The sequence below is a fragment of the Veillonella sp. CHU110 genome (genome assembly GCF_003992255.1).
Taxonomy (GTDB): Bacteria; Bacillota; Negativicutes; order Veillonellales; family Veillonellaceae; genus F0422.
This window is the reverse complement of the sequence record NZ_RQVA01000009.1, coordinates 1-13,641: the sequence shown is the minus strand read 5'-3', so window position 1 is coordinate 13,641 and position 13,641 is coordinate 1. Positions and strand designations below refer to the sequence as shown.

The 13,641-nt window shown below is 41.8% G+C and carries 9 protein-coding genes; all 9 read left to right on the top strand.

Going from position 1 to position 13,641, the window contains the following annotated elements; translation table 11 throughout:
* Positions 1–62: 62 nt before the first annotated feature.
* Complete coding sequence (locus EO122_RS05010) at positions 63–596, top strand: cysteine hydrolase family protein (RefSeq protein ID WP_127009645.1); 534 nt, start codon at positions 63–65, stop codon at positions 594–596.
* Positions 597–641: 45 nt separating this feature from the next.
* Complete coding sequence (locus tag EO122_RS05005; protein WP_127009712.1) at positions 642–839, top strand: 4Fe-4S dicluster domain-containing protein; 198 nt, start codon at positions 642–644, stop codon at positions 837–839.
* A gap of 416 nt (positions 840–1,255) precedes the next feature.
* The gene (gene rpoB, locus EO122_RS05000; protein ID WP_127009644.1) at positions 1,256–5,422 is read left to right on the top strand and encodes a DNA-directed RNA polymerase subunit beta; all 4,167 of its coding nucleotides are present in this window, start codon (positions 1,256–1,258) and stop codon (positions 5,420–5,422) included.
* Positions 5,423–5,454: 32 nt separating this feature from the next.
* Complete coding sequence (gene rpoC, locus EO122_RS04995; RefSeq protein WP_127009643.1) at positions 5,455–9,699, top strand: DNA-directed RNA polymerase subunit beta'; 4,245 nt, start codon at positions 5,455–5,457, stop codon at positions 9,697–9,699.
* 458 nt (positions 9,700–10,157) lie between these two features.
* Complete coding sequence (locus EO122_RS04990) at positions 10,158–10,403, top strand: ribosomal L7Ae/L30e/S12e/Gadd45 family protein (protein WP_127009642.1); 246 nt, start codon at positions 10,158–10,160, stop codon at positions 10,401–10,403.
* A gap of 75 nt (positions 10,404–10,478) precedes the next feature.
* Positions 10,479–10,853, top strand: a complete 375-nt coding sequence (gene rpsL, locus EO122_RS04985) for a 30S ribosomal protein S12 (protein WP_009353904.1) — start codon at positions 10,479–10,481, stop codon at positions 10,851–10,853.
* A gap of 46 nt (positions 10,854–10,899) precedes the next feature.
* Entirely contained in the window at positions 10,900–11,370 is a 471-nt protein-coding gene (gene rpsG / locus EO122_RS04980) for a 30S ribosomal protein S7 (RefSeq protein WP_009353884.1), read from the top strand.
* Between the two features lie 20 nt (positions 11,371–11,390).
* Positions 11,391–13,466 (top strand): elongation factor G, encoded by a 2,076-nt coding sequence (fusA, locus tag EO122_RS04975; RefSeq protein ID WP_126938037.1) that lies wholly within the window; start codon positions 11,391–11,393, stop codon positions 13,464–13,466.
* Positions 13,467–13,546: 80 nt separating this feature from the next.
* The coding region (locus EO122_RS04970) for a GTP-binding protein (protein WP_018590913.1) at positions 13,547–13,641 on the top strand (95 nt) is incomplete at its 3' end.

The window sequence follows — 13,641 nt, the reverse complement described above, 5'->3', positions numbered from 1 at the left end:
AATTAGGTAAGGCAAGGGAATGTATCATTTCCTTGCCTACTTTCTAACAAAGGAGATGCTCTATGAACGTATTGATTGTGATAGACATGCAACATGATTTTATTGATGGATCTTTAGGTTCACCGCAGGCACAGGCCATTGTACCGGCGGTACGTGAAACAATTCGTAATTTTGATGGTCCCATTGTGTTCACTCGTGATACCCATGACGGCGGTTATCTTGAAAGCCAAGAGGGCAAACATTTGCCAGTGGAACATTGTGCTCGTGGCACCAAAGGTTGGGAGATTGCCGATGACCTGTTGGAAGTGGCTCGTGAACGAGGTCAACGGGTGGATGTACTAGATAAACCTAACTTTGGATCATTAGCGTTATTGGATCACCTTAAGGCAATGCATGAAGTGGAACCAATTGAAACGATTACAATGGTGGGCCTATGTACGGATATTTGCGTCGTATCGAATGCACTCATTCTGAAAGCGGGTTTACCAGAAGTGCCACTTCATGTGGATCCGAAATGCTGTGCAGGAGTGACCCAAGAATCCCATGATGCAGCCTTACTGACAATGAAAATGTGCCAATGCATTGTGGAAGAATGACATGAGGGGAGCCTACGTAGTATACTAAGACTAGGAGGCTTGCCTATGTACTTTCATATCAAAGACACCTGCGTGTGTTGTGCTGGATGCGCCATGGATTGTCCGACGCAGGCTATCACTCGCAAAGGCGATCGCTATGTCATCCATCAGGACATGTGCATTCACTGTGGTGATTGTTATGCTATATGTCCAGTGGGTGCCGTGCAGATGATAAAGGAAAAGGACTTGGATACGAACGAATAATGCGTTTGTATACCGAGTCCTTTTTGTATACCTACGTATATGGTCATGTAGTAGGAGTGTAAGGAAGAACTGGTCATCTGAATATATAGCAGAGCACTTCTTAAATAAATCTTTAGGAAGTTGTGTCACTAATGTTTGACTACTATAGATATATGAGAGACTTTCAGTATAATAGCTATTGACAAATAGATATAAGAAGATTATAATATTTAATTGCAAAAAAGTAACTATAACATTGAATTGATGAAGGAATATATCCAAGGTTGTGCTGAAATGAGGAAAGCAAGGTTCACAAGAAAAAATTACGAGCCTTGCTTATTTTGTCATTGGTCAGCAGGAAAACTGAGACCTGGAATCGTCTGCAGTCATACCGTTATAGAATATGTAAGCCAATTTTTATGAGGGGTGAAAAGAACATGTTCAAACCTGAGCAGGTGGGTAAGCGTACTCGATATACCTACGCTAAGATCAACGAAGTTCTCGAAATGCCACATTTGTTAGACGTGCAACGCAAGTCTTATGAGTGGTTTTTAGAGAGCGGTTTACAAGATATTTTTAACGATATTTCTCCGATTAAAGACAATTCGGGAAAGCTAGCTCTTTCCTTTGAGGGATTCAGCCTTGGAGAGCCGAAGTACGACATTAACGAATGCAAAAACCGTGATGCAACCTATGCAGCACCTTTGCGTGTCAATGTTCGTCTCGTTAACAATGATCCAGAAAATCCAGATATTAAAGAACAAGAAGTATTCATGGGCGACTTCCCGTTGATGACAGATACAGGAACGTTCATCATCAATGGTGCGGAACGTGTTATCGTATCCCAATTGGTTCGTTCTCCAGGTGTATACTACGGTGGCAGCATCGATACAATGGGTAACCGTTTGTATGATTCTACAGTGATTCCAAACCGTGGTGCTTGGATTGAGTTAGAAAAAGATGCGAATGACATCGTGTCTGTACGTATCGACCGTAACCGTAAATTGCCAGCTACCGTATTAGTACGTGCATTGGGTTGGGAATCTAACGAATCCATCTTGGAATTGTTCTGGAATGGACAAGTGGACGAAAACGGTCATCCAGAATACGACGAACGTTTACTTCGTACATTAGAAAAAGACAGCACACAATCCGCTGATGAAGCATTGGTAGAAATCTACAAAAAACTTCGTCCAGGCGAACCACCAACTGTGGAAAGTGCTCGTAATTTATTCGATAACTTATTCTTTGACTCCCGTCGCTATGATTTAGCGCGTGTAGGTCGTTATAAATTAAATAAAAAATTAGGCTGGCGTCAACGCTTGTTCGGTCAAACTTTGGCAGAACCAATCGTAGACGAAAATGGCGAAATCATCGTAGATGCTGGTACATATGTGAACGAAGATGTTCTTGATGTAGTAGCCAATAGCGGTGTATACAGTGGTGATGTGGTGCCTGAGTTCTTCGTAGTGAATACAGAAGGTACAGTGGTGAAAGTGATCTGTAACAACAGCAACTTGCCATTCAGCCATCGCACAGTGACTCGTGAAGACATGATCGCCAATGTAAGTTATATGATGAACTTAATCGAAGGCATTGGACAAACTGACGATATCGACCATTTAGGTAACCGTCGTCTTCGTTGCGTAGGCGAATTGTTGCAAAACCAATTCCGTATCGGTTTAACTCGTATGGAACGTGTAGTAAAAGAACGTATGACAATCCAAGACGTATCTGTGATTACTCCACAAGCTTTATTGAATATCCGGCCAGTTGTGGCAGCCATCAAAGAATTCTTTGGTTCTTCCCAGTTATCCCAGTTCATGGACCAAACTAACCCATTGGGCGAATTGACACACAAACGTCGTCTATCTGCCTTGGGACCTGGTGGTTTGTCTCGTGAGCGCGCGGGCTTCGAAGTTCGTGACGTGCATCATTCCCACTATGGCCGTATGTGTCCAATTGAAACTCCAGAGGGTCCAAACATCGGTTTGATCAACTCCTTGTCCAACTATGCGAAAGTGAACGAATTTGGTTTCATTGAAGCACCATACCGTAAAATTGAAAAAGTATATGGTACTGGTGATGAAGCTAATAAAGTTGTAAAAGTTCGCGTTACAGACCAAGTTGTATATATGACAGCTGATGAAGAAGAAGGCATGACAATTGCCCAAGCGAACTCTCGTATTGATGAAGAAGGATACTTCGTGTCTGAACACATCGCATGTCGTCGTGGTCATGACGTATTAGAAGTATCTCCAGATAAAGTAGACTATATGGACGTAAGTCCAAAAGAAGTAGTATCTATCGGTACTGCTATGATTCCATTCTTAGAAAATGACGATGCGAACCGTGCCTTGATGGGTGCGAACATGCAGCGTCAAGCAGTGCCTTTACTTCGTGCGCAAGCACCGCTAGTAGGTACAGGTATGGAATACAAAGCGGCGACAGACTCCGGCGTTTGCGTATTAGCAAAAGAAGCTGGTATTGTTACACGTTGTTGGGGCCATGAAATCCATGTACAACGTGACAATGGTCGTGTAGACGTATATAAATTGAATAAATTCATGCGTTCTAACCAATCTACATGCTTTAACCAAAAACCAATTGTATACCGTGGTCAATCCGTTGTAAAAGGTCAAGTATTGGCAGATGGTCCAGCTACAGATGGTGGTGAATTGGCATTAGGTTTCAACGTGTTGGTTGCCTTCATGCCTTGGGAAGGTTACAACTACGAGGATGCGATCTTATTAAGTGAAGAACTTTGTAAAGAAGATATCTACACATCCATCCATATTGAAGAATACGAATGTGATGCTCGTGACACGAAACTAGGTGCCGAAGAAATCACTCGTGAATTGCCAAATACTGGTGATGATAATCTTAAAAACTTGGATGAAGATGGTATTATCTGCATTGGTGCAGAGGTCAAACCAGGCGACATCTTGGTTGGTAAAGTAACTCCTAAAGGGGAAACTGAATTAACTCCAGAAGAACGCTTATTGCGTGCTATCTTTGGCGATAAAGAACGTGAAGTTCGCGATACTTCCTTGCGTGTGCCACATGGTGAAGCAGGTAAAATTGTGGATGTTAAAATCTTTACTCGTGAAAATGGCGACGAATTGCAACCAGGCGTAAATAAAGTCGTTCGTGTGTACATTGCGCAAAAACGTAAAATCCACGAAGGCGATAAAATGGCCGGCCGTCACGGTAACAAAGGTGTCGTTTCTCGCGTTATGCGCCAAGAAGATATGCCATTCTTGCCAGATGGTACACCAGTACAAATCGTATTGAACCCATTAGGCGTACCGTCTCGTATGAACATCGGACAGGTATTGGAAACTCATTTAGGCTGGGCTGTACAAGGCTTAGGTATGCAAATTAAAGCAACAGACCTAAAAATCAAAGAAGTCTTGAACGAAGCAAAACTTAATGGTGCATATTGGGATGAAATCGATGGCATTAAAGATATCTATGCTGAAATTGAAAGCTTAGAACAAGCCATCGCAGATCCTACGATCAATAACTACTTGGAAACAGATAAACAAATCGACAGCCAAAAAGTAGTAGCTTTAGATAAAATCCTTAACCGTAGCCGAGAAAAATTTGAAGAATTGGGCGGACAAACACGTTATGACTTCTTATTAGCAGAAGAAAAACGTATCTATGAATTAGGTATTGAGACATTTGATGATGTAGACGCAGAACGTCCAGAAATGGAAGAAGCATTAGCAGAAGAGTTGCACACCCTTCGTCGAGTGGTTACTGTGATCGAAACGATTCACCATGTTCGAGAAAAACGCAGTCACTTACGCGCTGAGTTGGAAAAATATGGTTATGACTATGACACATATGGTATGCCAAAACCAGACAAAGCGGGTATTCATATTGCAACACCGGTATTTGACGGCGCTCATGAAAGTGACGTATTCGATACATTGCGTATTGCTGGTCGTGATGATGATGGTAAAACAGTATTATACGATGGCCGTACAGGCGAAAAAATGGATAACAAAGTTACCGTTGGTTACGTATACATGTTGAAACTTCACCATCTAGTAGATGATAAAATCCATGCTCGTTCTACAGGTCCGTACTCCCTTGTTACGCAACAACCATTGGGTGGTAAAGCTCAATTCGGTGGACAACGTTTTGGTGAGATGGAAGTGTGGGCTCTTGAAGCGTATGGCGCAGCCTATACATTACAAGAGTTGTTAACTGTGAAATCTGACGATGTTGTGGGCCGTGTAAAAGCTTACGAAAAAATCGTTAAAGGTGAAAATATTCCTGAACCAGGCGTACCTGAATCTTTTAAAGTGTTGTTGAAAGAGTTACAAAGTATCGGTCTTGACGTAAAAATCTTGAACGAAGATCAAGAAGAAGTTGTCATCAAAGAGTTAGATGAAGATGATGCACCACGTCATGATGACATTCGTGAAGTGATGGAAGAAGGTACAACAGAAGCGACTGCGGAAGGAGAAACTTCCACAGTAGAAGGAACACCTGACGGATATATTGTAGAAGAAGAACCTGTGACAGCAGGTGAAGAAGACGATATCATCAGCCAAATCAGCGGCTATGTAGAATCTTCTGATAATGAGTAAGTACCACTATCTCGTAAAGGAGGGAGCATACAGTGCTAGACGTAAATGAATTTGATTCCATGCGAATCGGTTTAGCTTCGCCACAACAAATTTTGGAGTGGTCTCATGGAGAAGTTAAAAAACCTGAAACAATTAACTACCGCACCTTAAAACCAGAGCGAGATGGTTTATTCTGTGAGCGCATTTTCGGGCCAACAAAGGACTGGGAATGTCATTGTGGAAAATATAAACGCATCCGTTATAAAGGTGTTGTCTGTGATAAATGTGGTGTAGAAGTCACTCGTGCCAAAGTGCGTCGTGAACGTATGGGCCATATTGAATTGGCTACACCAGTGTCTCATATTTGGTATTTCAAGGGCATCCCATCTCGTATGGGATTGATCCTTGACATATCCCCTCGTTCCTTGGAACGTGTATTGTATTTTGCTGCGTATATCGTAGTGGATCCAGGTCAATCTCCATTGTCTAAACAACAATTGTTGTTTGAAACTGAATTCCGTGAATACGAAGCGATGTTCAATGATGCTGATTACAAAATCGCTGGTAAAAGTGTCATCATTGAAACGATTGCACAACGTCGTGAACGTTTGCAATTGATCAATTCTGCTAACCACAAAGAAGCTGTCAATGCAGAGTTGGCAGCGAACACTGAAATTCCAGAAGAAGAAAAAGAATACGAAGTATTAACTCGTGAAGAAAAATTAGAGCTTGGTGCCTTGGAAGAGAATACATTCGTGTGTATCGACATGGGTGCAGAAGCCATTAAAGAATTACTTTGCGAATTAGACTTAGAAGCATTGAACGATGAATTGCGTGCTGAGTTAGAAACTGCAACAGGTCAACGTAAAGTACGTGCCGTTCGTCGTTTAGAAGTAGTAGAAGCATTCCGTCAATCTGGCAACCGTCCAGAATGGATGATTATGGATGTAGTACCAGTTATCCCACCTGAATTGCGCCCAATGGTGCAATTAGATGGTGGCCGATTCGCTACGTCCGATTTGAATGACTTATACCGTCGTGTTATCAATCGTAATAACCGTTTGAAACGTTTATTGGATTTAGGCGCTCCTGATATTATCGTGCGCAACGAAAAACGTATGCTACAAGAAGCTGTAGATGCGTTGATCGACAATGGTCGTCGTGGTCGTCCTGTGACAGGTCCTGGTAACCGTCCATTGAAATCTTTATCCGATATGTTAAAAGGTAAACAAGGTCGTTTCCGTCAAAACTTATTGGGTAAACGTGTTGACTACTCCGGCCGTTCCGTTATCGTAGTTGGTCCAGAATTGAAAATGCATCAATGTGGTCTTCCAAAAGAGATGGCATTGGAATTGTTCAAACCATTCGTGATGAAACGCTTGGTAGAACGTGGACAAGCAAGCAATATTAAAGCGGCAAAACGTCAAGTAGAACGCATCGGTGCTGGTGTTTGGGAAGCTTTGGAAGAAGTTATCAAGGAACATCCAGTATTGCTAAACCGTGCGCCTACGTTGCATAGATTAGGTATTCAAGCCTTCGAACCAATCCTTTGGGAAGGTCGTGCTATCAAATTGCATCCATTAGTATGTACAGCCTTCAACGCCGACTTTGACGGTGACCAAATGGCATGTCACTTACCATTGTCCGTAGAAGCACAATCGGAAGCACGTACCTTGATGCTTTCATCCCATAACATCTTATCTACAAAAGATGGTAAGCCAGTAGCGGTTCCATCTCAGGATATGATCTTGGGTACTTATTACTTAACAGTAGTTCGTAAAAGCACTGAAGATACAGCAAAACGTTTTGCGAACTATGACGAAGTAATGTTGGCCTATGATGCTGGTGTCATCGGCTTACAAGACGTAATCTACATTCGTATCGAAGGATATGGTCTAGTTAAAACGACAGCAGGCCGTTTGATTTTCAACGAAGCTTTATATCCAGAAATTCGTCAATTTGTGAAAGAAGAAGACGGCACATGGTCCTTGGGTAAAGTTATGGATAAGAAAATGGTTGGTAAATTAGTCGACCAATGTTTCCAAGCATTTGGCAACGAAAAAACAGCAGAATTGCTTGATCGTATCAAATCCTTGGGTTACTCCTTCGCTCGTCGTGCTGGTATGACGATTGCTATTGCGGATATCAAAGTACCAGAAGTAAAAGCTGGTATCGTAGAAGAAGCAGATACAGAAGTTAATAAAGTATCCCGTCTATATCGTCGTGGTTTAATTACAGAAGAAGAACGTTATCGTAAAACGATTGATCTTTGGAATGAAGCCATCGACAATGTTACAGAAGCCATGATGGATAACATGGCGGCTGACCAAGACGGTTTCAACCCAGTATATATGATGGCCATCTCTGGTGCCCGTGGTAACAAACAACAGATCCGTCAGTTGGCGGGTATGCGTGGTTTGATGGCGGACCCATCTGGTCGTATCATCGACTTACCAATCAAAGCGAACTTTAAAGAAGGTTTGACCGTATTGGATTACTTTACGTCCTCTCACGGTGCTCGTAAAGGTTTGGCCGATACAGCCCTTCGTACAGCTGACTCCGGTTACTTAACACGTCGTCTTGTTGACGTATCTCAAGACGTAATCGTTCGTGAAGAAGACTGCGACGTAGTAGGTATTGACTTAGCTCGTGAAAGAGCTCGCTTAGCGCGCAATACAAAAGATGCGTTAACATACTTAAAAGATGATTTAATCGGGCGTGTATTAGATCGCGATGTAGTAGACCCTATGACTGGGGAAGTGATTGCTGACGCTGAAAGCATCGTAACAGAAGCAACTATCGAAGCCTTGGCAGAATCCCAAGTGAAATCTATCGCATTGCGTGGTGCACAATTGGGTAGCGATAGTGATATCAACCATACTAACATTGTTCAAACTATTGCATTAGGTGAAGTAGACGATACGATTCGTACCACATTACGCAACACAATGGTTGAAAATATGTTGGGTAAAGATACTGTGTATCCTGTTATCGATAGTGAAGGTGTAGAAATCTTCCCTGCGCATACAGCATTGACAGAAGAAGGTATCGAAGCTATCTTGAACTCCGATGTAAAAGAAGTTCAAGTTCGCAATAATGAAATTCATGGCATTGAAGTAGAAGCCATCGTAGAAGGTACTGGCGTTATCGAACCATTGAAAGATCGTATCGTGGGCCGTACAGCAGCAGAAGAATTAATCAATAAAGAAACTGGTGAAGTTATCGTTCCATTGAATGGTGAAATTACTGACGAATTAGCTGATGAAGTAGTAAAACATTACGACACAGTGAAAATCCGTTCTGTATTGACTTGTCGTTCTCCATATGGCGTATGTATGAAATGTTATGGTCGTGACCTAGGTACTGGTGGACAAGTACAAGTGGGTGAAGCAGTAGGTATTATTGCGGCACAATCCATCGGTGAGCCAGGTACACAGTTAACAATGCGTACATTCCATACAGGTGGTGTTGCCGGTGACGATATCACACAAGGTTTGCCTCGTGTCGAAGAATTGTTTGAAGCACGTCGTCCAAAACGTAATGCCATCATTGCAGAAGTAGAAGGTACTGTACGTGTCGTTCCTAACGACAATAAAAAAGGTACCAATACAATCTTCATTACTACAGCTGAGGGCGAAGAGTTTGATTACTTAATCCCTTACGGATCTCGTATCATCGTGAAAGATGGTGATGTAGTATCTTTAGGTGCGCGTTTAACAGAAGGATCCATTAACCCTCATGACATTATGCGTGTCATGGGTACAGAAGCAACGCAACGTTACCTAGTATATGAAGTACAAAAAGTATACAAATCTCAAGGTGTAGAAATTAACGATAAACACATCGAGGTTATCGTTCGACAAATGTTACATAAAGTAAAAATTGAGGATGCTGGGGATGCAGATGTATTACCAGGAGACTCCATTGATGTAAATACATTTGAGGATGAAAACCGTCGTTTACGCTTAAATGGTAAAAAAGAAGCCACTGGCGTACGTACACTATTGGGTATTACTAAAGCAGCTTTGGCAACAGACAGCTTCTTGTCAGCAGCTTCCTTCCAAGAAACAACACGTGTTCTTACAGAAGCAGCGATCAAAGGTAAAATTGATCCATTACTTGGCTTAAAAGAAAATGTTATCATTGGTAAATTAATACCAGCTGGTACAGGCATGAGCCGTTATCGCAAGATTAAAGTAGTGAAACAAAGCCCACAACTAGAAGATCTAGTAGTAGATACAGAAGTAGTAAGTGCTGGTGAAGCATCCCAAGAAGTAGTATCTGAAACAAACGAATAGTCAATACTTCAAGAGATATAGATTCCTAGATAGTTAGTTCTATATAAGTGAAAGGTAATACTTTCCTTGTATAGAGAGGATATCTTAGATACGATAATAGCGAATAACCTACAAAAGTATGGTTATTCGCTATTTTTGTATTTCTTAAAAAGACAAACACTGTAGTCAACTTAAAAAATAAAAAAACAAGTATATCAATTTTGCATAGCTAGAATTAATTAAAGAAAAGTAAATGAATGTATATACATAAAAATAATGAATTTTGTATAAAATAGATATATTTTATGCAAAAAATAAAATATATGAACCACACGGAAGCATGTACACATAAAATGGCTTGATATAGCACTTTTAGGGGCTTAAAATCGTTTGACATGACCTATAAAGGGTGGTAAACTATTAGAGTGCTTAAGGGACAGTGCGCCCTAAAGCGAGTAACGAATGAGAAGGAGACGCATATGACAATCGATATGCTTTCAAATGCAAATCTCACAATAGGAGCGAAACAAACGCGAAAAGCCGTGAGTCGTGATGAAGTAGAGTGTGTATTTGTAGGTCTTGATAGCGATGACCGACTTATCTTGCCGATTCTGGAAATTTGTTTAGAGCACAACGTGCCTGTGAACCGAGATCATACGATGGAGGAACTAGGGCAGGTTGCTCACATTAAGGTAGGAGCCGCTGCAATCGGCGTGCTTCGCTAGTTTTGGTAATATCCGAGCGACATATTGTTGAGCGGATCAATTATAAATCTAATTGTTTGGAAAGGAGGTGCCCACATGCCAACTATTAACCAGTTAGTACGTAAAGGCCGTAAAACTTTAGTGCGTAAATCTGACTCTCCAGCTTTGAAAGAGTGTCCACAAAAACGTGGTGTATGTACTCGTGTATACACAGCTACGCCTAAAAAACCGAACTCCGCGCTTCGTAAAGTTGCCCGTGTTCGTTTGACAAACGGTATTGAAGTAACTGCATACATCCCAGGCATTGGTCACAATTTACAAGAACACAGCGTTGTACTTATCAGAGGTGGACGTGTTAAGGACCTTCCGGGTGTGCGTTATCACATCGTTCGTGGTGCATTGGATACAGCTGGCGTACAAAACCGTATGCAAAGCCGCTCCAAATACGGCGCGAAACGTGCTAAAAAATAATTTAGCATAAGATTAGAAAACACACATCGTTAAAGGAGGAATTGACATGCCAAGAAAAGGCCCTGTTGTGAAACGCGATGTATTACCAGATCCGGTATACAATAGCAAATTAGTAACACGTTTCATTAACAAAGTAATGTACGATGGCAAAAAAGGCATTGCTGAATCCATCGTATATGATGCATTTGAAATTATTCGTTCCAAAATGGGTCAAGACCCAATGGAAGTTTTTGATCAGGCTTTAAAAAATGTAATGCCTGTATTAGAAGTACGTGCTCGCCGTATCGGTGGTGCTAACTACCAAGTACCGGTTGAAGTTCGTGCTGACCGCCGTTTATCTCTAGGTATTCGCTGGATGGTAAACTATGCTCGTCTTCGTGGTGAACGCACTATGAAAGAACGTTTAGCAGGCGAATTAATGGACGCGTTCAATAACACTGGCGCAGCTATTAAGAAAAAAGAAGATACTCATAAAATGGCAGAAGCTAATAAAGCATTTGCTCATTACAAATGGTAATTAGTTAAGGAGATATACAAGTGGCAAGAGAAGTTTCTTTAGAGAAAACTCGTAATATCGGTATCATGGCTCACATCGATGCTGGTAAAACAACCACAACGGAACGTATCCTTTACTATACTGGTCGAGTTCACAAAATCGGTGAAGTACATGAAGGTGCTGCTACGATGGACTGGATGGAGCAGGAGCAAGAACGTGGTATTACTATCACGTCCGCTGCGACTACTACTCAATGGAAAGGTCATCGCATCAACATTATCGATACTCCTGGTCACGTAGACTTTACAGTAGAAGTAGAGCGTTCCCTTCGTGTACTAGACGGTTCCGTAGCTGTATTCAGTGCTAAAGGTGGCGTTGAGCCTCAATCTGAAACAGTATGGCGTCAAGCGGATAAATACGGAGTACCTCGTATCGCTTATGTAAATAAAATGGATACAGTAGGGGCTGACTTCTTCCGCGTAGTTGATATGATGAAAACTCGTTTAGGTGCAAATAGCGTTGCTATCCAAGTACCTATCGGTGCAGAAGACACTTTCAAAGGTATCATTGACTTGGTAACTATGAAAGCTGAAATCTACATCAGTGATGACGGAAAAGAATACGAAATCACTGAAATTCCTGAAGAATATGCAGATGTGGCAGCAGAACGTCGCGAAATGTTGGTGGATGCAGTAGCTGAAACTGACGACGAATTGATGGAAAAATACTTAGAAGGCGAAGAAATTTCTGAAGAAGAAATTAAAGCGGCTCTTCGTAAAGCAGTGTGTGAAAACACATTGTTCCCAGTTCTTTGCGGATCTTCCTACAAAAACAAAGGCGTACAAATGTTGCTAGATGCTGTAGTTGACTACATGCCAGCTCCAACAGACGTACCAGCGATCAAAGGTATCGACCCTAGCACTGGTGAAGAGACTACTCGTCCTTCCACAGATGACGGCCCTTTCGCTGCGTTGGCTTTCAAAATCATGGCTGACCCTTATGTTGGTAAATTAGCGTTCTTCCGTGTGTACTCTGGTACATTAGAGTCTGGTTCTTATGTATTCAACTCTACTAAAGGCAAAAAAGAACGTATCGGCCGTATCTTGCAAATGCATGCTAACAGCCGTCAAGAAATCGACCGCGTATACGCTGGTGATATCGCTGCTGCAGTAGGTCTTAAAGATACTACTACTGGTGATACACTTTGCGATGACAAAGCGCAAGTTATTCTTGAATCCATGGAATTCCCAGAACCAGTTATCTCCGTTGCGGTTGAACCAAAAACTAAAGCGGACCAAGAAAAAATGGGTATGGCTTTAGCTCGTTTGGCTGAAGAAGATCCAACTTTCAAAGTTCGTACTGATGAAGAAACTGGCCAAACAATCATTTCCGGTATGGGTGAGCTTCACCTTGACATCATCGTTGACCGTATGAACCGTGAGTTCAAGGTTGAATGTAATGTAGGTAAACCTCAAGTAGCGTACCGCGAAACAATTCGTAAAGCAGTTAAATCTGAAGGTAAATTCGTTCGCCAATCTGGTGGTAAAGGTCAATACGGCCATTGCTGGTTGGAAATCATTCCTCAAGAACCAGGTGCTGGTTTCGAATTTGAAAATAAAGTTGTTGGTGGTTCTATTCCTCGTGAATACATTGGACCAGTTGAGAACGGTGTTAAAGAGGCTATGGAATCCGGTGTTATCGCTGGTTATCCAATGGTTGACATCAAAGTTATCGTGTTTGACGGTTCCTACCATGATGTTGACTCCTCTGAAATGGCCTTCAAAATTGCAGGTTCCATGGGCTTCAAAGAGGGTGCTCGTAAAGCTGACCCAGCATTACTTGAACCATACATGGCTGTTGAAGTAGAAGTTCCAGAAGAATACATGGGCGACGTAATCGGTGATTTGAACTCCCGTCGTGGTCGCATGGATGGAATGGAAGCTCGCAACGGTTCCCAACACATCAAGGCATATGTTCCATTGAGCGAAATGTTCGGATATGCTACTGACCTTCGTTCCAAAACACAAGGTCGCGGTAACTACTCCATGACATTCGATCATTACGAAGAAGTGCCTAAGAAAATTGCTGAAGAAATTCAAGCTAAGAAAAATGGCTAATCAAAAGTACATCCTGTGGAGCGCTTAGCTCCATAGGGTTACTATAAATAAGTTTTAATTATCCGGGAGGACAATTCAAAATGGCAAAAGCAAAATTTGAACGTAATAAACCACACGTTAACATTGGTACTATCGGTCACGTTGACCATGGTAAAACTACTTTAACAGCAGCAAT